Genomic DNA, 22,264 nt, shown 5'->3' on the forward strand with positions numbered 1-22,264 from the left:
AACGATGAATCGTTCGGATCTTCCTTTAATTAAAATACGTTTGCCCCAGCCTCTTTTTAATTAATGCACGTTATGGTTATTAGGCATCTGAGGAGAGGCAGTGGCTTTTGTAAAACTTGTGATCATTTGCTGCATATCTTCTTTTGCAAGCTGCGGCACTTGATAATAATGGTGTTTATTTTGATAAAGAGAAATTTCATAAGCCATTTCAATCCAATTAGGAACACTGTCTCCGAATATTCGGCGAACAACAGGATTTGTTATTTCTAAAGCGGTCATGGTTAAAAGAGATGCTTGAGACTTGATTAGACCTAGCATATGACCTGATATGCCTTTTTCATTAATTTCCTCCACGGACTGATTCGGCTTTTTAGGCTGCGAAGGCTTTAAACCATAAATAAAGGTATTAGACTGCTTCATGTTATACACATGTGTAGAACCGGCCGGCTTTTGACCCGTAGAAAAAGCTTCTACGATTAAATTATATTCGTTTAAAATAAACTGATATTGCCGATCAATGATATCAAGCAGCTCTTGTTCTTTTACATATTGCCTAAACATCATAAACTGATCCATTACATTAATCGAACCGGCAAGTGTTTCATGAACGTCAAATAGTTCATGCCCTCCATGGTTCAATTGAGGGGGGATAGCTCCAGTTTGCATGTTTGTAGGAAGTTCGTGATTATTCATACTAAGTCCTCCTTAAAATCGGTATCGACTATAGTCTTTAAACTTCTTCAGGTTTTATACTCAAACTTGATTTATTCATAAAATGTTGCTCTACATAACTTAATTTACAACTAGTTATTTAATTAAAGGATAAAAGTGAAAGGGTTTTATAAAAAAAAAGCGAATATCAATAACAATTCACGATCTATAGATAGGGGAATCAAAAAACATGAATGAGCTGCTGTCATACTCAAGTGAATTAAAACACGAAGCAAATCAACTGGTGGTATCCAATCATTTATTGGATCTGTTAAGAGAATATGGTTGTCCTCTCTCAGGGGAGAGTTTTGAATTAAATGTCATGACAAATCGCATCATTAATTTTTACGTAGGAAATGATGAAATGGATGAAGAATCTGTTTTTCACATGGGGTATCAGCTTACAAAGCGTTTTAACCCTTATAAGATGATATTTGCTAATGAACAAGATAAGTATCAGTGGAGTGTGTATATGATTCAGAAGGGAGAAGAGTGGAAACTTGATATTTCCGTGCTTCCAGAAAATATCGTGAAGGACAAAGTTGAGAAACAAGAGTTATTAAAATCACTTCTCACTGAAAAGAAGCGGGAATGCATTTTATTTTTCAAACAGCAAAGCGGATATAATCGCTATTATACGAGTGATCATGTCTATAAGGCTGTGCTAGAAGATGACATTCACGATGATATGTCTTTTTTTATGTGGCTGCAAAGACAAAAAAAAGTAAATCAACAAACGTAAAAAAGAGCCGGTTAGGCTCTTTTTATGCGTTTACGGATGTTTTTACAGGTAAAGCAGCTTTTAGCATCCAAATATGTTTTTCAATGTTGCCGATTGTTCCAATGAATAAGTCAGCTGTTACGTGATCGTGTGCTGCTTCAGCTTTTTCAACTGCGTTTTTTAAGTTTTTAACAAGTAGCATATAATCATTAATTAAAGTTTCTACCATTTCTTCACTCGTTTGCTCGTTTCCATCTTCAGAAAGAGTAGCTGCTTGTAAAAATTGCTTCATTGTAGCAATTGGACTTCCTCCAATGGCTAGTAACCGTTCTGCATATTCATCTATATAGTCCGCCGTCTCATTATAGAATTCTTCAAATTTTTCATGAAGCGTAAAAAATTGAGGCCCTTTTACATACCAGTGAAAGCGATGAAGCTTCGTATACAATACGTTAAAATCGGCAATTTGTTGGTTCAATACGTTTTCTAAATTCATAGTTAATAGCCTCCTAATGAGTTGTTGTTATCTTATGTTTATATTATATCAAATATCAAATTAAAATCAATACTTATTTATAATAATTATTAAATAATAATAAGAATGCTTTTAAATCATAATTATTCTCTTTAAAAACTCTAGAGATATGATAGGATAGAGCAAGAGTATTGAAAGGAAGAAGGTTTAGTCATGCATATTACACCAGAAGCAAAACAATTAATTAACAATATACTTGAAGAACAGGAGATAACAGGAATTCGTTTGTATTTCAAAGGAATTAGCTGTGAAATCCCTAATATTGGGTTAGCTTTTGAAGAGCCTTTTGAAAATGATGAAATGTATGAAGTCGATGGAGTACAAGTAGCAATGGAAGCTTCTATTGTGCCTTATACAAATGAATTAATGTTAGATGTTCATACAACGCCGTACGGTCCAGGTTTAGCATTAGTTGGGGCTAAAGAGGCTGAATAAAAAATGTATGTAAGAGAAGCTAACAGGTTTGTTGTTTGTTTTGGTAAACCTTGGTTTACTTAATTTAAACGTTAGTGAAATGGAGGGGGACCTATGCTTCTTTCTCATCATGTAACGGTTGAACAAAGACAGCAAATCAAACGATTTAAGCAGCAAATACAAGACGCAAAATCGCTAGATGAGCGCCGTTTGTATCAAGCACAGCTAAATAAATTTGTTGAGCGCCTATTTATTGAGAATCGCTTGCAGCGCAGCGGCGAACAATAAAAAACACCTAGAAAAGAAGCCTTCAAAGAAGGTTTCTTTTTTTTAGTAGATTATTATACTTTTACACCTTGCAATTATTCATTTTCTTATATATCGCCCTTTATCTACTTGAAATCCGGTTTTCTGTATGAATATAGCACTAAAAACGTGTAAGTGACTATCAAATGAAAGCGCTTTCTGTTATAGTGAAGGTATAGAATGGTACTTGTTCACCTACAATGTTCATAAGGAGTGGTTTGTATGATTGAAAGAGGAAACTTCTTAATTGGTTTAGCGTGGGGAACATCTTTGAGCATACCTTTATGGATCGCCTTCTTTGGCTGGATAAAATTAGTTTGGCGCTTGCTTTAAATAAATAAAAACAAAAAAAGTAAAAAAACTTCAGTGAATATGCGCTGAAGTTTTTTTAAAACAGCATAAATAGGTATTAAGAACTATTAAATAAATTACAATTTGTAACGATAAGTAAATAAGACTACTTTAAATATTATTTTTGGGTTTTTTAGGTTCCTAATGTTTTAGGTCTTATTACACAAAAGAAAGCAGGAGTACAAATTGAAAAGCTATCGTTTAGTAAGTTTCTCTACCTTATGTATCTGTCTACTCGTTTTATTCATTTCACCTTTTCAAGATACATCTAGTGCATCAACTGATAAATATCAAAATTTCAAGCAGCTCTCACAGAATGAGTCTTCAGCTAGCTATAAAGTGACGACCAAAGAAACGAAAAGCTCTGTCCTTATCTTTGCTCCACACGGTGGAGGAATTGAAGGTGGGACAAGCGAAATTGCCAAAGAGCTTAGCAAACAAAATGCTCTTTACCTATTCGAATCGTTAAAGTCGAAAGGATCACGAGACCTGCACCTCACAAGCACTCATTTTGATGAGCCCACAGCGCGTAAGATGGTAAGCAAGTATGATAATGTTTTATCTCTTCACGGGTATTCTGGGAACGAAAAACATATTTTTGTGGGCGGGACTGATCGGGAGCGCGCAAAAAAATTAACGCAATTATTAAATCAAAATGGATTTCCGGCGGAACTGATTACAAAAGGACACGATGAGATTGCAGGCATTAACCCTGGAAATATTGCAAATAAAAATCGTACCGGGAAAAGTATTCAATTAGAGATTAGCCAACCGCTGCGAAGTGCTATGTTTGATTCATTCACTTCAAAAGGAAGAGTTTCGTCTAAAACTCAAACTTTTTATAAGTTTACAAATTTGCTTTCTACATTCGTTTCCACTTCTTACTGAATCCAAAAAAGAATGCTTTCGCAAGCATTCTTTTTTTATAAACTAGTTTTGCTATTCGTGACTTATAATAGGTTTCCAGTTAAAATCTTTTACATCTTGAACAGAAGGCTTTCTCACGTGCTGTAAGCTTTCTTTATTACACGCTCCATAAACTATAAAATTTTCCTGAGCTTCTATTAAAGAAATAGAGTTGGCTCCTAATTCGTTGGCATTCAGCTTTTGGTACGGATCGTCTTCCCAAAAACATATCTCACAAATATCATAGTCACCATCACTGTCTAACGATTGATAACCACAGCAAGGGCATGTATACTTTTTCATTGTTTCTATCCTTTCTGTATGGGATTTTAAGCTAGAAAAAAGTCAGCCATCTTATTTAACTATTTTACTATATTCAAGGATAGTCTGAAAGAATATTCAAAAAAATTACAGCGGCATATGCCTTAGGATTTGTGAACATTTTATAACGAATTGGTAATAGTTATTGTGAGACTGAGTAAAAAAGGAGTACACTTACTAGGAAAATAGATCGTGTTCGGAAACGTCTACATAAAAACATTTTTGGATATGATGAAAAAAGAAAAAAGAGATAGGGAGTCATAAATATGAAAAAAATAATAGGTTTACTTTTAGCATGCTTTTTAGCTGTTCCGACAGTTAGTTTCGCTCATACACATGTGCAAACAACCGTGCCGGAAAATGGTGCAACTGTTACAGCTCCTCTAAAAGAAATTAAATTAACCTTTGAAACACACATCGAGAAAATCAGTACTGTAACCGTTACAAAAGATGGACAAAAAATTTCACTTGCATCGCAAAAAGTAGAGGGTCATGATTTAATAGCTTCTGTCGATCAGCCTCTTGAAAACGGATCTTACACAGTGGACTGGGAAATTGTAGGGGAAGATGGTCATGTAATGAAAGATTCGATTGCTTTTAAGGTAGATGTGAAAGATGAAGCGAAAGAAGAGAATACTCAAGCAGCCGGAAAAGATAGTGAAAAAAAGCAAGACGCCACGCAATCCAAACAGCACAAAAAAAGTGCAGTAGCAAGTGATGAAAAAACAGAGAACAATGATTCTTCATCGTTTTTTGTTATCATGATTATTGCTATTGTAGTGGTGGTTGGAGCATTACTCTTAATCTTCAGGAAGAAAAAGGCTTAAAAAGATGAGTATTTTGTTGCCTGTTTTTGAGTGGTTCACATACGTAGGTCTTTCCTTACTATTAGGATTTGCCGTACTGCAATATGTACCTCTTACAAAAAAGCCAACAATTTTATTATCAAAGCGATGGCTACTTGCAAGTGCAGCGGCTGTCGCTATTTTTTCGGTTGGAAATTCGCTTGAGATTATTTTATCTTTTTCAAAAATAAGAGGGTTAGGTGAAACAGTTCGTCTTGTATTATTGGAAACAAGAACGGGACACGCCTGGATCTTTGTTGTGCTGATTGCTATTTTATGTATGGTTGCTGTGTCAATAGAGAGCCACCCTCATATGTATACATTACTGACTGTAGCCTTAGTGGGAGGAATCGCCTACGCAAGTCACGCAGCATCCGCTTCTGCGCTTAGCGGCATGCTTTCTCATTCTCTTCATATTTTAGCAGTTGGACTGTGGGGAGGGGTGGTTCTGATTGTTGCCGCTTTTTCAAAAGAAACCTCCAATTGGAAAAGTTTCTTAAGCTGGTTTACTCCTTTTGCAATCGCTTGTTTTGTGCTTCTTTCATTAAGTGGGTTCATTTCGATGGTCATTATCATGGGCCTGTCCAACTATGTAAATTCATGGGCTACAGATTACGGGCAGTCTCTTTTACTAAAGCATATTACGATTATTCCGCTGCTTGCATTTGCCGTCATCAATGGCTTTCTTATGAAAAAAACGATAAAACATCCAGAATATAAGCCCGTGATGTGGATTCGAGCAGAAAGCATTATTTTGCTTATCATTTTTTTATTTACAGCTATGATGGTGACGCAATCGCCGCCAACTAATATAAGTCATATGGCAATGGATTCATCGATTCTTCCGTTTATCTATGGAAAGCAAGTGACGCTTCCTCTAACTTTTCACGTAACGGTTGTAGGAATTCTGTTCTTATTTGTCGCACTGCTGTTTTTTGTGTATTTATTTATTTGTTTTTACAAAAAGACAGTATGGCTTAGCGTATTAAGTGCGGGTTTGTTTGTTTTTGCTTTTTATATTGCGATGATGACAAGTATTCAAGTCTAAAAACAGTGAGAATTACCTCACTGTTTTTTTATTAGCCATTAAAAGTGGTGTTATCTCTCGGGCCTTTTCCCGGAGAAGGAGGCATCGGCATTTGGGAACTAGAACCAGAACCAGAGCTAGAACCAGATCCGCTTGGAGGCGATATATTTCCTGCGTTTCCAAAAATAACGATCCCGCCAGAAATTGTGCCAATAGAAATAGATTTAATATAAACAGACATTCTTATTCAACCTCTCATCTAGTAAAAGAATTCAGTGTACCATAGTATATGACCAGCTTGTCATTTTCGTATAGACGAGTTTAAAAAATAGGTAAAAGCTTAGATGTTCAGGTTTAGAAAGGAAATGGTGTAAAATAAGATAGAACTTTGAAGGTAAATTGTGTGGTGTCTGCCTAAAGTGTGTATACCACCTATTAAAAGAATTAGAAAGGAACTAAGATGAATACGCAAAAAGGAATTCATTTTTCATTTAAAAAATTATGGTTGCTAACGAACCCTCCGACAGGAAAGCTACTCATTTCGTTCATACTGGCCTTAATTAATACCGGAGCGTCGCTTTCTATTCCTCTTGTGATTAAAGAAGTGATGGAGAAAATTGCGGTAGGCGTCTCACTGCAGCTTGTAGCAGGACTCCTTGGTTTATTTGCTGCTCAAATGGTAACAAGCGCATTATCTCTTTATCTCCTTGCTCAAGTAGGGCAAGGTGTTGTAAAAGAACTCAGACATAAAGTGTGGAACAAGCTCATAAAGCTTCCGGTTTCATTTTACGACCAAAACCGTTCCGGTGAAATGGTAAGCCGCATTACAAATGATACAACCATTGTGATGAATTTATTGTCAACAGAAATGATTGACTTTGTTAAAAACATTTTATCTATTATCGTTGCCATTGTTATTTTATTTACGCTTGATGTACCCATGACGCTCATTTTATTAGCGGTTATTCCCGTTATGTTTGTACTGGTTATGCCCCTAGCGAGAAAAATACATAAAATTTCACGTGAGCAGCAGGATAAAATGTCCAAGCTTACGGCTTTTTTAGCTCAAATGCTGAGTGAAATCCGCTTGATTAAAGTATCCGGTTCAGAGAAAAAAGAAGTTGATTCCGGCTTACAATCGTTTCAGTCACTCTACCTCTTCGGTGTAAAGAGAGCTAAAATTGAAGCGATCATTACCCCGATTATTAGCACGGTGATGACCGCTGTTATGATTGCCATCGTCGGGTTTGGTGCATACCGGGTGAGTGAGGGATTTATCACTGCAGGAGAGCTGGTGGCTTTTGTTCTTTACCTTTTTCAAATTATGGTTCCGGTTGGTTCACTTACCCGATTTGTTACGAGCTTTCAGCAAACTAAAGGAGCTTCAGAAAGAATCTTTGATATATTAGCTGAGAAAGAAGAGAACTATGAAAATGGAGAAGTGCTTGAACAGGTAGGGAGTTTAAGGTTCGATAAAGTTGCTTTTCAATATGAAGATAAACCAGTATTGCAGGAAGTTTCATTTTCTGCTAAAAAAGGAGAAGTTACCGCTTTTGTTGGACCTAGCGGAGCTGGAAAATCTACTGTTTTTTCACTTATCGAACGCTTTTATGAGCCTTCATCGGGGCGCATATTCTTGGATGGAACAGACAGTCAAAACGTCAACTTACGTTCGTGGCGTCACCTGTTTAGCTATGTTCAGCAGGATTCTCCGATTTTAGCAGGAACAATTCGAGAAAATCTCATTTACGGATTAGAGCGGCATGTGGAGGATGAAGAAATAGAAGAAGCAGCGAAGTTAGCGAATGCTCATCATTTCATTCAGTCCTTTGAAGATCAATATGAAACAATGATTGGAGAAAGAGGTATTAATCTCTCAGGAGGACAGCGACAGCGTATTGCAATTGCCCGAGCGCTGTTACGCAATCCCCAGTTTTTACTACTGGACGAAGCGACAGCTAGCTTGGACTCCGAATCAGAAAAGCTTGTGCAAGAGTCATTGGAAACGGTAATGAAAGAGCGCACATCACTCGTCATTGCCCATCGTCTATCTACGGTCATTAATGCAGACCAAATTGTTGTAATAGAAGAAGGGAGAGTTACAGGAAGCGGAACGCATAAAGAGCTGTTAGCCTCTCATGCTTTTTACCGGCGTTTGGTAGAGCAGCAGTTTCAAACATCCCTATAGAACAAACAAAAAAAGACTGCTTTCAAGCAGTCTTTTTTTGTTTATTTATTTAGCTTTTTAACTAATTCATCACCCATTAACTCAGAAGAAAAAGGATCTCGGCTTGTGACAATTTGATCATTTGCCCAAACGGCATATGCTTTTTTATCCATCTCAGGGATGTAGTTAGCCACTTCACGAAGTTCTTGTTCTAAACTGTATGGTAAAAAGGGAAGTACTTCTTCCGGTTCAATTTCATCAGGATAACCGGTTACGTCTAGTCCTTTAATTAACAGTTCATCATCGGATCCTTTCAAGAAAGCAAAAACAGAAGGTCCGTGACACTCAGCTGCTAAAATACCTCCGTTGTCGTACACTTTGTTCATAAGTGCATGCAAGTCCACATTTTTTGCTAAGTCAAACATAGCGCCATGGCCGCCTACTACTAAAATAACGTCATAGTTCTCAGCCTCTACTTCTTCAAGTTTCATTGTCTGATCCGCTCTTCCTGATTCATATAATTTCTTATACGTTCCGTCTGGATCAAAGTCTTCTGAAATACTTCGAACGTCTACTTCCGGCTTACCTCCAAAAGGTGAGGCTAAATCAACGGTGTGCCCTGCGTCCTCAAGCTTTTGCAGCGGAGCAAATAATTCTTCTGCCCACCAACCTGTGTGATAATCTTTCTCTTCGTATCCGCTTGATAATACAGCTAACACTCTTGCCATGTTTATACCTCCTAAATGATGTAAAAACGTATAGTGATACATATCATGTATTCATTGTGAACTGTACCCTATATAAAAAAACTTTAAACAATGGCAAGTTATGAAAAGGTAGCGTGAATCATAAACAAAACCAAAAAAGAGATAGCAAATTTAAGATGCCACTTTTTATCTGTACGCTTATAGCGCTTCACGCCCATCACGAGTAAACAAGCTAGAACAGCCATCGTAATAATTCCTGAAAAGTACGTAAAATTTGCTTGAAATCCTTTTATTAAAGCCATATAACCATGCAAAATAATCAAAGCCGTTGATATAAGAGCAATTGGAACGTGCCACTGACGAACATACTTGGCTAAAAATTGGATAAGCGGCTTTAACTCAAAATTTCCTTTTTTTATGTGCGATAACGGTTTCCATTTTAGTAATAAAAAAATAGGATAAATGGCTAAAGCTGCAAAGAAACCAATTCGTGCAATTGAACCAAGCTCTTTAAAATTTCCTTCATATATTTTAGAATCGAGTGGAAGGGAATGTTTATAAATAGGGATGTAAATAAGCCCTGCTACGACTAGTAAAAAAGAGATAGTAAAGATAAAGATTACTTTTTTACGCTCGCTTTTATTTTTAATTAATGTCTGTAACCATGATTTTTTAGCTGGAGATTTAGCTGAATTCATTTTCTTCCTCCTTGGAAAAAACTAGTTAGTATCAGTATGAACTTTTTTTCTTAAAAAATCTTTAAAAACCCTTCTTTTTTAGAAAAATTCATTTTTTTCTTTGCAATACGCGTTATAGTTAAACAAAAGGTTTAAAAAGGAGATGAATACATGAAAAAAAGAATAAGTATATCTATAATCAGTCTTTGTTTACTTTTAACGGCCTGTGGTCAGGAACCTGCTCAAAGCACAAATGCTGTGCAGCCAAAACCGTTGGACGTAAATCTTCAAGGCCCAGAGGCGTTACAGAAAAATGAAAGCGGTATCTACAAAGCCGAAGTTACATATGGAGACGAAAAAGTAAAAAATGATGATGTTGAAATGATTGAATTTGAAATAGAGAAAAAAGATGGCGAAGGAAAAGGGAAGATGTTAAAGCCTAAACAAATAGGAGAAGGTGTATATGAAATACAAACATCTTTCTCTGAGCCTGGCACATATACCGTGCAATCACATGTTTCTGCAAAAGGGACGCATAACATGCCTCTTATAACCGTTACGGTTAAATAAAAAAAGTCAAGGATGCTAATTCCTTGGCTTCTTTTCGTTTAGTATGTCCATTGAATTCCCATTCTACAAGGGGAAAAGGTTATTTGGAATAGGATGATGTTTTCTATCATCAATTAAAGTAATGCACTGAGCCAGCTGTTCAATTCCTCGTTTGATCGTATTCGTATCTACTTGTGAGATGCTTAATCGGAGAAGAGTGTCTCGTTTGTATTCTGGTAAAAAAAATCTAGAGGCATCATCAACATATATGTGCTGCTCGTTTAGCATGTGAACGATCTGTTTTGCTGTCACATGCTCAGGCAAACTAATGGATAAATAGAATCCTGAAGTTGGTTTAGAAAAATGTGTATAAGCGGGTAGGAGTGAATCACATGCTTCTACAAGAGTTTGCATTTTGGTATGGTATACCTCTTTTATCTTTTTAAGATGACTCGTAAACATGCCGCTTTTCAAATAAATTTCAAGAGCACCTTGGGAAAGCGCTGAACTATTAAAATCTGAACTGAATTTATATCGTAAAAAGTTGCTATTCATTAACGAAGGAAGCACGACAGCAGCAATACGTAACCCAGGAAGAAAGATTTTCGAAAAGCTTTTAATGTAAATAACTCGTCCACAAGGATTAAAAGAAAATAAAGGATCTGATTTTGCATCGGGATCAAGGTCGCCCAAAAAGTCATCTTCCACTATATATACATCGTATTTTTCGGCTAGCTCCACGATTTTTTTCTTCTCAAAATTTGTATAACAATGCCCAAGAGGATTGTGAAATCTTGGAATAATGTAGAAAAATTTTATATCATTATTTCGAAAAATGTACTCCAAACGATCAAGATCAATCCCTTCCATTGATAGCTCAATCCCAAAAGTAGTAGCTTGGTGCAGCGTAAGAGACTCGATAAAACCGAAATAAGTGGGCTGTTCAATTAGGATATTATTTTTCCCATTTGGAAAGGGCATAGAAACTAGTAAGTGAAGAGCTTGCTGAGACCCGGATACAACAACTAACCTTTCAGCTTGAGTGAACACCTGTAAGTTCTGCAAGTGTTTCACTAACTGTACCCGCAATGAGTAAGAGCCTTGTTGATCAGAGTATGTAAAAAGCTCTTCTTTGTAGTGTTCAATCGCTTGGTTTATACAATGCTGAAATTCAAGATAAGGCATAACGTTTTTATCTGGACCAGCAGACAAGAAATCAATCACTTCATTTTCATTCGTCTTATGTTGAAATTCTGCCACAACGTAGTAGCCGCTTTTAGGAACAGAATAAATTAAATGCTCTTTTTCTAGTTCGCTGTACGCTTTGATAACGGTATTCTTGCTGCACGAAAAATGTTGGGAGAGTCGGCGAACAGAAGGGAGTTTACCACCTGCAATAAACGATCCATTTGCTAGGCCAAGCTTAATTTCTTCCATGATTTTCAGATATTTTAAACTCATAGGTCCTACTCCTTTAATTTGTACCCTTACAGATAGGTAAAAGAATGATTTATTTTACTAGTTGTCCTGCGCTATCCTTTTAATTATATCAGAACTTTTTTTAGAAAAATGGTACAGTTCTGAAAAATAAAAAGACAGGGGTAGGGTAAGATGCAAAAAGAAATTAGAGAGAAAATGGGCGTATTGTTGGGATTAGTAGGCGTTATCTGTTTTAGCTTAACCCTTCCTTCTACAAGCATTGCAGTCAAGTATTTCGGAACGACAGTCGCTGGTTTAGGAAGAACAGCTGTAGCTGCTGTTTTAGTAGCTGTGATATTGATTGTACGAAAAGAAAAATTTCCTTCTCTTCGCCAATTTAAAAGTCTGGTGATCGTCGCTTTAGGCGCAGTTTTAGGGTTTCCTTTGCTCACTTCTTGGGCAATGAAATCATTGCCTGTTTCTCACGGAGCGGTTGAACTCGCTCTTTTACCATTAGCCACAGCCGGTTTTGCGATGTTTAGAGGGGGTGAACGTCCTTCTTTAAAATTCTGGGTCTCAAGTATAATCGGTTCGGCAGCTGTTATCGTGTATGCTCTTCACCTCGGATTCGGTCAACTGCAGTTTGCCGATGCAGCTTTACTAGCAGCGGTGCTGATACTTGGACTGAGCTATGCAGAAGGAGGGGGGCTAGCAAGAGAATTAGGCAGCTGGCAAGTAATTGCTTGGGCCATTATCATCGGTGCACCATTTTTTATGATTCCAGTAGGACTAAGCATTACAGCTGAAATGCTCCATGCGCCTTTACAAGCGTGGGTTAGTTTGATTTATCTCTCAGTAGTGAGTCAATTTTTAGCATATGTTGCTTGGTACAGCGGGATGGCTATGGGTGGAATAGCCAGAGTTAGCCAGGTTCAATATTTACAGCCATTTTTAATGATTCTGTTTGCAGCTCTATTTCTAGGTGAAACAATTACACTTTTTACTCTTGCTATAGCAATAATTGTTGTCTTTTCGGTTGTACTAGGCAAAAACGCTTCGGTGTCAAAAAAAGAAGTGCATCCACAGAAAATAGTGAATAAAGACGCTTAACTAATATGTGAATTTGTTACATTAAAACAACATGCTCTATTCCCATTAGCAATCAGCAGATTCATTCGGTCTTCTGTTTTTCTATGTAAGTCTCAAGAGCCAAAGTATAAGAAATGAATGAATTTCCTATGTGAAAAAGGCATATAACGGTTTTTTTTCACATAGGTTGAACATTATACAAGAACTTGTACACCGAAAAAATACAATTAGATAAATAATTCGGATTGGGCTTGTCATATACATAGAGAGAAGAGGTAGTGATGAAAAAGGACGGGAGATAGAGGAGATAACGAGATGAACACTTTTTTGAAGGGAACGTTTATTCTAGCAGGTGCTGCCTTTGCAGGAGAGTTAATTGAATTTCTTGTAAATATGGTACTTGCTAGAGAATTAGGAAGGGAAGGCATGGGCATGTACATGACTGTTCTTCCTATCATTTTTCTTATTGCCACCGTAGCCAACTTAGAACTGCCTATTTCTATTTCTAAATTTTTGGCCGAACATCACCGCAAAGAACATCAGCATATGATGAAGCATGCCACCATTTTTGCGACTGCTGTGAGCTTGGGAATCTTTTTTATTACACTGGCCGTATTAGCAGCCTTTCCATTTTTCAGTCACTATCATCCTTACTTAAAATGGGTTGTACTATGTTTCATTCCGGTTGTTTCATTTTCAGCCGTGCTTCGTGGATATTTTACGGGTAAAAATAATATGACGACTATCGCCGTGTCTAATTTTATCCGCAAAGCCTTTCAGCTAACGATTTTATTTGTTGTTTTTCAAATGTTTGCTTTCACAGATGTTAAAATGTCGCTGTTTATTGCGATTTGTACGCTAATTGGAACCGAAGCTGTTATTTTACTTTATTTTTTTATCACGTATGTTACTCAGTTAAGTGTTTTATCAAGAGGGCACAGACCTTTGCTTTCTCCAAGTGAGATTCGGAAAAAGCTGTTAGGCGTCTCACTTCCGACCACGGGACTGCGTTTATTTAATGCGGTATGTAATGCTGTTCAGCCGTTTTTAATCAAACACGCGCTCGTTTTGTCGGGCATGACTTTAACCGGGGCCACGCAGCATTTTGGTATGCTAACAGGTGTAGCGATGTCGATCGGCTTTTTTCCAGCTTTCTTTGCTCATTCTCTTTTAGTAGCACTAATACCTGCTGTATCTGAAGCTCATGCGAAAAATCAGGAAGAACAGCTTCAAAGACTTTTGACTCAAAGTATGCAAATGACATTTTTATATGGGATTCCGTCTATAGTGGCAATGTATTTCTTTGCTGAGCCACTTACTAACTTGTTTTTTCATTCTACAGAGGCCGTGTACTATCTAAAGGCTTTATGGCCGTATTTTCTTTTTCACTTCTTTGCTGTTCCGCTTCAAGCTTATTTAATTGGACTTGGCTATGTAAAAGATGCTTTTTATCATACGATTTGGTCTCATATTGTATCTTTTTCCCTGATGTTTTTCTTAGGATCACAAACAAATATTGGCATGCAGGGAATTATTATCGGAATGAACTGTGGCGTGGTTGTCTTGACCGTTCTGCATTATGTAACGATTTGCAAAGTCATCAACGTTTCCTTTTTTTCACTTAAGCATAAAACGCATTTATCTTAAAAAACCTCCAACGGTGAAGTTGGAGGTTTTTTTGTTACCAGTTATTCATAATTGAGCTAAACAGTGTAGCAGGGTCTTGTCCGCCGCCGCCTGATAAGTATTTCGTTGTTTGCGTAGAATTAGCATTATCAAAGCCAGCGTGGATAGAAACGACTGCATCATCGGTATACCCGACAAACCAAGCATCTTTGACATCGTTGGTTGTACCAGTTTTACCTGCAGCATCTCGGGAAGAACGAGCGTTAACACCTGTTCCATAGCTTTTTTCAATCACATCTTGCAGCATGGATGTCATTGTATCCGCATTTTCTTCACTCATTACTCTCTCTGTCTGAATGTCTGGCTTTTTCACTTCACCGTCGCGCATCTCAATTTTTCGAATTGCGTACGGCTTAGTCATAACACCTTTGTTAGCAAAAGTTGTATATCCTTGTGCTAACTGAAGGGGAGAGAACGTTGTCGTCGTTCCTCCAAGAGCAAGCCCTAATTTTGACTTATCGTCATCTTCAAGAGGAAGTCCAGCTTTTTCCATAAATTTTGCGCTTGTATCAATACCAATTTGTTTTAAAAGCCAAACAGCTGGAACGTTGAGTGAACGAGTAAGTGCTTCACGCATTGTCACATGCTTTTGATATTCACCTTCTGCGTTTTTAGGGCTATAACCACCGCCAAAGTCTTGTCGTTCGTCACTTAAGAGTGAAGTTGGTGTATAATCTCCAGTTTCTAAGGCTGGGCCATATACGGCTAAAGGCTTAATAGCTGAACCAAGCTGATAGCCGCTTGTAGCACGGTTTAAGCCGTTTCGCTCATAGCTGCGTCCTCCATACATCGCTGAAATCCCACCTGTTTTAGGGTTGACAGCTGAAATTCCAACCTCTACTTTGCTGTTGATGGCATCATCTCGGAACGTATGATTTGCTACAGAGTTATTAATCGATTCCTGTAAATTAGGATCTAAATCTGTATAAATGGCATAACCACCCTTATAAAGGTCATCAGCAGATACGCCATACTGTTGAGCAGCTTCTTTAATTACATAATCAATAAATGCTTGATTAGAGTTCGGTTTTTTAACAGGAACACTAGGCTCGACTACACGTTCGTTTAACGCTTGCTGATACTGAGTATCGCTAATAACGTTTTGGTCATGCATCAGTTTCAATACAACGTTTCGTCGGGCTGTCGCTTTTTCTGTACTATTGCTTGGTGAATACGTACTCGGCGCTTTTGGCAGTCCCGCTAAAAGCGCAGCTTCGCCTACGGTTAAATCTGATACAGGCTTATTAAAATAAAGCTGAGAAGCTGCACCAATACCATATACACCGCTTCCGAAATAAATTTGATTTAAATATAATTCCAAAATTTGATCTTTTGTAAATTGTCTTTCTAAGCCTAGTGATAGAAACATTTCATCTACTTTACGTTTAATGGTCTTATCACTAGATAAGTAAAGATTTCTTGCTAACTGCTGTGTAATGGTACTTGCGCCTTCAGCTTTACTCATTGTTACAATGTTCTTAAAAAGGGCGCGGCCAATACCTTGTAAATCAATCCCAAAATGCTTGTAAAAGCGACGGTCTTCCGTTGCAACAAACGCCATTTTTACATAATCGGGAATTTCATTGCTCGAAACATTTTGACGGGGAACGGTTTTATACAATTCGTCAATCTTACGGTCATTTTTGTCATAGACTACCGTACTTTGAACCGACTGCAGTTTCGAGTAAGATAAATCAGCCGTTTGCTGAAATTGCTTTAATACATAGGTAACTCCCAGCATTACAATTAAAACAACGACTAAAAAGGCTAAAATAAATTTCCTCATGTTGGTTCACTCCACTAAGTAATAATTCCATGTTCACACATAGCTACATTCTTCGTCTTTACAAGGTCGTTATGTAAAGAATGCTGAAGTTTGTTGACCCATTCAATCTTTTAACAGAGAGATGGGTGATAAAGTATTAACGTTCACAAGCTGACGCGCTAAGTTTAATAAAGGCTATTATTCAAGTGCAGGTAAGTTTTTAGGGTATAAGATGATTGACATGAATAGCTCTTTACGCAGTTATTTTTTGCTTACTCGCAGATGCTTCGTTTTTTTATTAAACTGAAACAAAGTGAAATACAATCATCTGAACTTAGTTTACCCATAAATTTGTGTTTGTCAAATAAAGTCGTATAAAGCACCATTCGGGGCTTTGTTCCCCTTTATGAAAAAACAAGCTGGTATTTTACGTTCTGTTTCTCATAGAAAAAAGTTGTTATAACACGTATAAGAAATAAGATTTAGTACGTTCGGGTATAAATGCTGATATCTGTTGAAAGTAACGAAATAAAGAAAAAATTAACTAATTTATCAGACTAGGGCACTTTTTATACGAAGGAGGACGGGCGAGTTTTAATCATTATCCACCTTTTGACGGGAGCACTTAGCTAAAAGTGGAATATTTCTTTCCTCGCTGTAAGTCAAACGAATTAAATACCTAGCTGCATATGAGCAATGGCCATATGAAGTTATTCAGTATTATGTGATACTGTCAGCAAAACATACAGGTATTTCTTTGACAGTAGTTCCTTTACAAATGCTTCGAAAGTTCTTATAATAAAATTATCTTTAATTCGAGATATTCAAAAGGAGTGGATATACGTGAAACATATTTTTAAAAAAGGAACGGACGAGACGAAACCGACTTTATTGCTGTTGCATGGTACCGGAGGTACAGAACAAGATCTGCTCCCTGTTGCAGATATGATTGATTCCTCTTGCTCCGTATTATCTGTAAGAGGAAATGTACTAGAAAACGGAATGCCTCGTTTCTTTAGACGTTTACAAGAAGGAATATTTGATATAGAAGATTTAATTGAACGCACAAAAGAACTTCATCAATTTTTAGATGAAGCGGCTGAAACATACTCATTCGACCGACACAACATCGTAGCTGTAGGCTACTCAAATGGTGCCAATATTGCAGGAAGTTTGCTATTTCATTATGAAAATTCTTTAAAAGGGGCGGCTCTTCTTCATCCGATGGTTCCAAGAAGAGGAATTGAAGTGCCTAAGACCGACGCTTCTATCTTTATTGGCGCAGGCACAAACGATCCTATTTGCCCAGCATCAGAAACGGAAGAACTTTCTGCGCTTTTAGAAAAAGCTGGAGCGGACGTACAGGTGCATTGGGAATCATTTGGCCATCAGCTAACACGAACAGAAATTGAAGCAGCTGAAAAATGGTATCGAGCAAAATTTTAATTTAAAAACTTTCCGCATTCGTGCGGAAAGTTTTTTTATTTTTAAAAAATAATGAAAGCTATCGTACAAAAGATAGATATAAATGGTAAAAAGTACTTTTTTTACTGAATGAAGGGAAATTTTATGATATCATTTTATTTCCGGTATATCCTTGAAGAATAGCTATTTTTAGGTAAAGTATCAAATTATTTTAAAATTCCTGGCTTCTATCACAAAAAAATGAAACCAAAGTCTGAGTAAACCGTTATAATAAATGCAGGATTTAAATTCAAAAGGATGGTTAAAAGCATATGACTCGTTTTTTTATTGTTTTACTTTTCGTTCTAATGGTTATATGTGTATATACCATTATTTCGCAAACCCTTTACCGTCGCTATCATTCATCAGTCATAATAAAAGGGATAAAAAAGCATAAAATAGCTATAACATTTGATGATGGACCTCATCCTGTTTATACGCCAAAAATTTTGGACTTGTTCAAACTGCATGAAATGAAAGCTACTTTTTTTATTGTGGGAGAACTAGGGGAAAAACACCCGTCTATTTTAAACAGGATGATCGATGAAGGACATGAAGTAGCTATACATCATCATCGTCATGTGAGTGCATGGACGCAAACACCTTGGCAATTAAAAAGACAAATTCATCAATGTGCACAGGTTATAGAGAAAGTAACAAATCAAAAGCCGCTTTTTTATCGTCCGCCGTGGGGACATTTAAATATGAGCAGTTTATCAATGGCCAAGCCATATCACCTTGTGATCTGGACAGGAATCTTTCAGGATTGGACACTAAAAACAACGAAAACGGCATTAGTTCAAAAACTAATGCGTAAAGTAGAAGATGGAGCCATTTTTGTTTTACACGATAATGGAGATACCCCGGGAGCAGATGAAAAAGCACCTGAAATGACGATTGCGGCGTTAGAAGAATTTTTACCTTACTTAAAACAGCAAGGGTATGAAAGTATAACCATGCAGCAATTGATGAATCAATCGTAAATAGAGGAGCGAGCAGTGGACTTAACAATTATTTCTCAGTATATACATTCCTATGGTTATATTGTTATTTTACTTGTACTTTTTTGTGGGATTGTTGGAATTCCAGCGCCTGAAGAATCATTTTTAATATTATTAGGCATGTTTATTGCCAAACATCAGCTGAACTTATACGAATCATCTCTTTTTGCTTTTTTAGGTGTTATAACTGGAATGCTTACTGCTTACGGGCTAGGAAGGTATGCGGGAACCCCATTTTTCGATAAGTACGGAAAATACGTAGGGTTAACCAAAGAAAAAATTGAAGCGGCAAGCGGCAGCTACCATAAATATGGGATATGGACCATTTTATTTGGTTTATATATTCCAGGCTTGCGTCAGATTAGCCCATATATGGCGGGAATAAGTCGCTATCCGTTTTTGCTTTATTTATTGTTATCGGTAGTAGGAAGTCTAGTATGGGTCCTTTCTTTTCTGATTTTGGGTTACTACGTAGGAGATCGAATTCATATTTCGTATATTATCATGGGCGCTGTAGCTTTTTTTGTCATTTATTTACTTATAAAAAGAACAAGAAACCGAAAACGTCTTGAGAGGAGGGATGGTCAATGAGGAAGGTTTTATTCTTACCGCTTTTTCAGATGCCATCTGGTCATCACCAAGTAGCAGACGCCGTTATGGATGCCATCATGGAGCGTTTTTCGCACGTTATTTGTCAAAAAATTGATTGTTTAAGCTATTGGAGCAAACCGCTTGAACAAATGATTTCATCAATATACATGAAATGGATTTCTGTTTTTCCAAAGCAGTTTGAAAAATTTTATTACGGTCATGTATACAAAAAAAACGACCATACGATGGATGACTTTGTTGTGAAAAAGTGGCCGATTATCGAATACCATATGAAGAAGTTAATTGATGCAGAGCAGCCGGATGTCATTGTTTGTACCCACAGCTTTCCTTCCTGTGTATTAAGCGGGTTAAAAGAAAAAGGAATCATTGATCTTCCTATTATAAACGTATACACCGACTTCTTAGTAAGCGACGTATGGGGTAAAAATGGAATTGAGCTTCACTGCGTACCTGATCAGGATACAAAAGCGTTTTTACAAAACGTTCACGGTGTAAAAGAGTCTTCTATTTATGTAACGGGAATTCCGGTTCATAAAGCGTTTTTAAAAAGACGGATTGACCATCTCATGCCACAGAAACATATACTGATTGCCGGAGGGAATTCCGGCCTTGGAAATGTACGCAAAATGCTTCAGCAGCTTCCGCAAAACTGTACGTATATGTATTATGTGCTGTGCGGAAAAAACAAAAAGTTGTATCAAGAACTAATAAAATTAAACCACCCGAGAATTAAAGCGGTCTCGTATGTAAAATCGAGAGAGAAAATGAATGATTTATATGAGGGAGCAGATGCCATTGTCACAAAAGCGGGGGGAGTGACAATTAGCGAAGCCCTTCACAAGAGACTACCTATTTTTATTCACTCATCTCTTCCCGGTCAAGAACAAATTAACATTGAATATCTCAAAGAAAAAGAGCTGCTGATACCGCTTAATGATGCTGAAGCCTTTGAGCAGCAGCTTAAGAACATTTTAGAAAATGATGTGAAACGAAACCGCTTGATAAAACGAATGGACGAATATGTAGACAGCTTAGAAGTAAAAGTAGATCGCGTGCTTGCAGATCATTTTAAGCTGTATCGATATGAGACAAGTCAAAATCAATTTTAAGCAGAACATTGGTTATTTCTTTTTACATTCGATAAACTAACTGTAGAGATAACATCTGTAGAAGGTTAAATGAAGTAAAAGGAGATTATAATATGAATTCAGTTATTGAAACGATTTTAAATCATCGTTCTATTCGCAAATATGAAGACAAACCATTGTCCGAAGAGCAAATTCAGACGATTGTAGAAAGCGCACAGGCAGCTTCCACATCAAGCTATATTCAAGCGTATTCCATTATTGGAGTAAAAGATAAAGAAACGAAGCGAAAGCTTGCTCAATTAGCAGGAAATCAGCCTTACGTAGAAACAAATGGCCACTTCTTTGTATTTTGCGCTGACTTTCACCGTCATGATGTCATTGCGCAAATGGAGAAAAAAGATTTATCGACAGCGCTCGAAAGCACAGAGCAGTTTATGGTAGCTATTATTGACGTTGCCCTTGCTGCGCAAAATGCAACGCTTGCTGCTGAATCAATGGGACTTGGAGCTTGTTACATTGGCGGTTTGCGTAACGAATTAGAAGAAGTAAGCAAAGTGTTAAAACTGCCTCATCATGTAATCCCGTTATTTGGTCTAACGGTTGGACATCCAGCGGGTATTACGGATAAAAAGCCGCGCTTACCATTTAAACATGTGTATCATGAAGAAACATATGAGCCGAACGATGAGCAGACGAAAAAAGAATTAACAGCGTATAACGAAGAAATTTCTGCTTATTACAATGAAAGAACAAATGGCAAACGCCAAGACACATGGACTGGTCAAATGGCTGAAATGCTTTCCAATCCTAAGCGTATGTATATGAAAGAATTCGTTGAAAAGCAAGGATTTAACAAGAAATAAAAAAGCTGAGACAAAAGTAGTTTAGCCGAATTGAAAAGCGAACCGCTCATCAAAATTTTTGATGAGAGGTTCGCTTTTTTTGTTATGGTGAACATAGGTTTCATTTATGTAGTTCCTTCTAGCAGTTGACTGGATTCATTTCGTTATGTCCCAACCTCTTTTTTTGTTATGAAAAAAACTTAATATACCCGTTAAATGGTCAATAAAAAAGAAGAGGCATAGCCAGTAACGATAGAGAAATTTAACTATTTTAGTAAAAACAACAATAAAAAACAGTAAAAAGTAGAAACGTTTCATCATATAGCCAAATTATCAGAAATATTACGATTGAATGTTCTGTTTTGTTAAGTTTTGTAATAAAAGTAGCATGGCTCTGTAACGGCTGTGAAATGTGAGGATGATATTATTCAATCATTGAGTAAATAAGGAGGTATTCGTAATGAAAAAATTTATATTTACTCTAGGAACAACAGCAATCCTTTCAGCGGGATTTGTAGGTGCAGCTTCTGCTTCTACAAGCGGAACGTATCACGTAGAAAAAGGTGATACGTTATGGAAAGTCGCTCAAAAGCACAGCGTGAGCGTAGACGAGCTAAAAGATGCAAATAACTTAACATCTAATATTATTTATCCAAATCAAGAATTAAACGTAGCTACTATAAAAGAAATGACGCACAAAGTTCAGCAAGGAAACACATTATGGTCCATCAGTCAGCAATACGGCGTGACGGTAGATCAAATTAAAGAATGGAACGGACTGAAGTCAGATTTAATTTATCCTGGCGAACAATTAAAAATTCAGTCTCCAAACGGCCAAGCTCAGCAATCAAGCCCTTCAGTAGCCCAAGCTGCTCCAGAAGCTCAGCAAGCTCAAGCGCCGGCTGAACAAACTCAAGAAGAACAGCAGCAAGCTCAAGCTGAACAAGCTCAAAAAGAGCAGCAGCAGGCTCAAGCTGAACAGGCTCAAAAAGAGCAGCAGCAGGCTCAAGCTGAACAGGCTCAAAAAGAGCAGCAGCAGGCTCAAGCTGAACAGGCTCAAA

At 37.2% G+C, this 22,264-nt stretch carries 24 protein-coding genes; 16 read left to right on the forward strand and 8 right to left on the reverse strand.

Features of this window, described 5'->3' with window-relative positions; genetic code table 11:
- Positions 1-60: 60 nt before the first annotated feature.
- The gene (locus AC3WJG_RS21755; protein ID WP_028409137.1) at positions 61-693 is read right to left on the reverse strand and encodes a spore coat protein; all 633 of its coding nucleotides are present in this window, start codon (positions 691-693) and stop codon (positions 61-63) included.
- A gap of 208 nt (positions 694-901) precedes the next feature.
- Here AC3WJG_RS21755 and AC3WJG_RS21760 point away from each other — a divergent pair, with 208 nt between their 5' ends.
- Positions 902-1,453, forward strand: coding sequence for a hypothetical protein (locus AC3WJG_RS21760; RefSeq protein WP_102813063.1), 552 nt, complete (start codon positions 902-904; stop codon positions 1,451-1,453).
- A gap of 22 nt (positions 1,454-1,475) precedes the next feature.
- Here AC3WJG_RS21760 and AC3WJG_RS21765 read toward each other — a convergent pair whose 3' ends face one another.
- Positions 1,476-1,928 carry a Dps family protein gene (locus AC3WJG_RS21765; protein ID WP_028409135.1) on the reverse strand — a complete coding sequence of 151 codons (453 nt, stop codon included), beginning with the start codon at positions 1,926-1,928 and terminating at the stop codon, positions 1,476-1,478.
- 192 nt (positions 1,929-2,120) lie between these two features.
- Here AC3WJG_RS21765 and AC3WJG_RS21770 point away from each other — a divergent pair, with 192 nt between their 5' ends.
- The 3 genes from AC3WJG_RS21770 (at position 2,121) to AC3WJG_RS21780 (ending at position 3,926) form a co-directional block, all read left to right on the forward strand.
- Entirely contained in the window at positions 2,121-2,402 is a 282-nt protein-coding gene (locus AC3WJG_RS21770; protein ID WP_013057684.1) for a hypothetical protein, read from the forward strand.
- A gap of 93 nt (positions 2,403-2,495) precedes the next feature.
- Entirely contained in the window at positions 2,496-2,669 is a 174-nt protein-coding gene (locus tag AC3WJG_RS21775; RefSeq protein ID WP_165574973.1) for a hypothetical protein, read from the forward strand.
- A 555-nt stretch (positions 2,670-3,224) separates the two neighbouring features.
- The gene (locus tag AC3WJG_RS21780; RefSeq protein WP_028409134.1) at positions 3,225-3,926 is read left to right on the forward strand and encodes a poly-gamma-glutamate hydrolase family protein; all 702 of its coding nucleotides are present in this window, start codon (positions 3,225-3,227) and stop codon (positions 3,924-3,926) included.
- Positions 3,927-3,977: 51 nt separating this feature from the next.
- Here AC3WJG_RS21780 and AC3WJG_RS21785 read toward each other — a convergent pair whose 3' ends face one another.
- Complete coding sequence (locus tag AC3WJG_RS21785) at positions 3,978-4,247, reverse strand: CPCC family cysteine-rich protein (protein WP_013057680.1); 270 nt, start codon at positions 4,245-4,247, stop codon at positions 3,978-3,980.
- A gap of 284 nt (positions 4,248-4,531) precedes the next feature.
- Here AC3WJG_RS21785 and AC3WJG_RS21790 point away from each other — a divergent pair, with 284 nt between their 5' ends.
- Entirely contained in the window at positions 4,532-5,092 is a 561-nt protein-coding gene (locus tag AC3WJG_RS21790; protein ID WP_098248148.1) for a copper resistance CopC family protein, read from the forward strand.
- A 4-nt stretch (positions 5,093-5,096) separates the two neighbouring features.
- Positions 5,097-6,158 carry a copper resistance D family protein gene (locus tag AC3WJG_RS21795; protein ID WP_225049447.1) on the forward strand — a complete coding sequence of 354 codons (1,062 nt, stop codon included), beginning with the start codon at positions 5,097-5,099 and terminating at the stop codon, positions 6,156-6,158.
- A 31-nt stretch (positions 6,159-6,189) separates the two neighbouring features.
- Here AC3WJG_RS21795 and AC3WJG_RS21800 read toward each other — a convergent pair whose 3' ends face one another.
- Complete coding sequence (locus AC3WJG_RS21800; protein WP_060746963.1) at positions 6,190-6,378, reverse strand: hypothetical protein; 189 nt, start codon at positions 6,376-6,378, stop codon at positions 6,190-6,192.
- Positions 6,379-6,597: 219 nt separating this feature from the next.
- Here AC3WJG_RS21800 and AC3WJG_RS21805 point away from each other — a divergent pair, with 219 nt between their 5' ends.
- A complete protein-coding gene (locus tag AC3WJG_RS21805; protein WP_098248150.1) occupies positions 6,598-8,325 on the forward strand; it encodes an ABC transporter ATP-binding protein in 1,728 nt (575 codons plus the stop codon).
- Positions 8,326-8,366: 41 nt separating this feature from the next.
- On the opposite strand, the gene AC3WJG_RS21810 is transcribed toward AC3WJG_RS21805, so the two are convergent.
- Together AC3WJG_RS21810 and AC3WJG_RS21815 are read right to left on the reverse strand one after the other, a co-directional pair.
- A complete protein-coding gene (locus AC3WJG_RS21810; RefSeq protein WP_102813060.1) occupies positions 8,367-9,032 on the reverse strand; it encodes a type 1 glutamine amidotransferase domain-containing protein in 666 nt (221 codons plus the stop codon).
- A gap of 98 nt (positions 9,033-9,130) precedes the next feature.
- Positions 9,131-9,709, reverse strand: coding sequence for a hypothetical protein (locus AC3WJG_RS21815; protein ID WP_028409129.1), 579 nt, complete (start codon positions 9,707-9,709; stop codon positions 9,131-9,133).
- Positions 9,710-9,859: 150 nt separating this feature from the next.
- Between AC3WJG_RS21815 and AC3WJG_RS21820 the strand changes: the two genes are divergently transcribed.
- Positions 9,860-10,258 carry a FixH family protein gene (locus AC3WJG_RS21820; RefSeq protein ID WP_028409128.1) on the forward strand — a complete coding sequence of 133 codons (399 nt, stop codon included), beginning with the start codon at positions 9,860-9,862 and terminating at the stop codon, positions 10,256-10,258.
- Positions 10,259-10,321: 63 nt separating this feature from the next.
- On the opposite strand, the gene AC3WJG_RS21825 is transcribed toward AC3WJG_RS21820, so the two are convergent.
- Entirely contained in the window at positions 10,322-11,698 is a 1,377-nt protein-coding gene (locus tag AC3WJG_RS21825; RefSeq protein WP_028409127.1) for an aminotransferase-like domain-containing protein, read from the reverse strand.
- Positions 11,699-11,848: 150 nt separating this feature from the next.
- Here AC3WJG_RS21825 and AC3WJG_RS21830 point away from each other — a divergent pair, with 150 nt between their 5' ends.
- Positions 11,849-12,766, forward strand: a complete 918-nt coding sequence (locus AC3WJG_RS21830; protein WP_102813059.1) for a DMT family transporter — start codon at positions 11,849-11,851, stop codon at positions 12,764-12,766.
- Positions 12,767-13,060: 294 nt separating this feature from the next.
- Positions 13,061-14,392, forward strand: coding sequence for a polysaccharide biosynthesis protein (locus AC3WJG_RS21835; RefSeq protein ID WP_028409125.1), 1,332 nt, complete (start codon positions 13,061-13,063; stop codon positions 14,390-14,392).
- Positions 14,393-14,426: 34 nt separating this feature from the next.
- Here the strand turns inward: AC3WJG_RS21835 and AC3WJG_RS21840 are convergent, their stop codons facing one another.
- Positions 14,427-16,217 (reverse strand): transglycosylase domain-containing protein, encoded by a 1,791-nt coding sequence (locus AC3WJG_RS21840; RefSeq protein WP_028409124.1) that lies wholly within the window; start codon positions 16,215-16,217, stop codon positions 14,427-14,429.
- 822 nt (positions 16,218-17,039) lie between these two features.
- Here AC3WJG_RS21840 and AC3WJG_RS21845 point away from each other — a divergent pair.
- The 6 genes from AC3WJG_RS21845 to AC3WJG_RS21870 form a co-directional block, all read left to right on the forward strand.
- Positions 17,040-17,642 (forward strand): alpha/beta hydrolase, encoded by a 603-nt coding sequence (locus AC3WJG_RS21845; protein ID WP_028409123.1) that lies wholly within the window; start codon positions 17,040-17,042, stop codon positions 17,640-17,642.
- 290 nt (positions 17,643-17,932) lie between these two features.
- A complete protein-coding gene (locus AC3WJG_RS21850; protein WP_337134102.1) occupies positions 17,933-18,643 on the forward strand; it encodes a polysaccharide deacetylase family protein in 711 nt (236 codons plus the stop codon).
- Between the two features lie 15 nt (positions 18,644-18,658).
- A complete protein-coding gene (locus AC3WJG_RS21855; protein ID WP_013083764.1) occupies positions 18,659-19,252 on the forward strand; it encodes a DedA family protein in 594 nt (197 codons plus the stop codon).
- Positions 19,249-20,382 carry an MGDG synthase family glycosyltransferase gene (locus tag AC3WJG_RS21860; RefSeq protein WP_013057664.1) on the forward strand — a complete coding sequence of 378 codons (1,134 nt, stop codon included), beginning with the start codon at positions 19,249-19,251 and terminating at the stop codon, positions 20,380-20,382. Before AC3WJG_RS21855 ends, AC3WJG_RS21860 begins: the two co-directional genes overlap by 4 nt.
- Before the next feature lie 92 nt (positions 20,383-20,474).
- Entirely contained in the window at positions 20,475-21,224 is a 750-nt protein-coding gene (gene nfsA, locus AC3WJG_RS21865; protein ID WP_028409121.1) for an oxygen-insensitive NADPH nitroreductase, read from the forward strand.
- A 439-nt stretch (positions 21,225-21,663) separates the two neighbouring features.
- On the forward strand, positions 21,664-22,264 hold a 601-nt coding region (locus AC3WJG_RS21870), incomplete at its 3' end, for a LysM peptidoglycan-binding domain-containing protein (RefSeq protein WP_492588579.1).

Source organism: Priestia sp. FW507-14D1A (assembly GCF_058781295.1).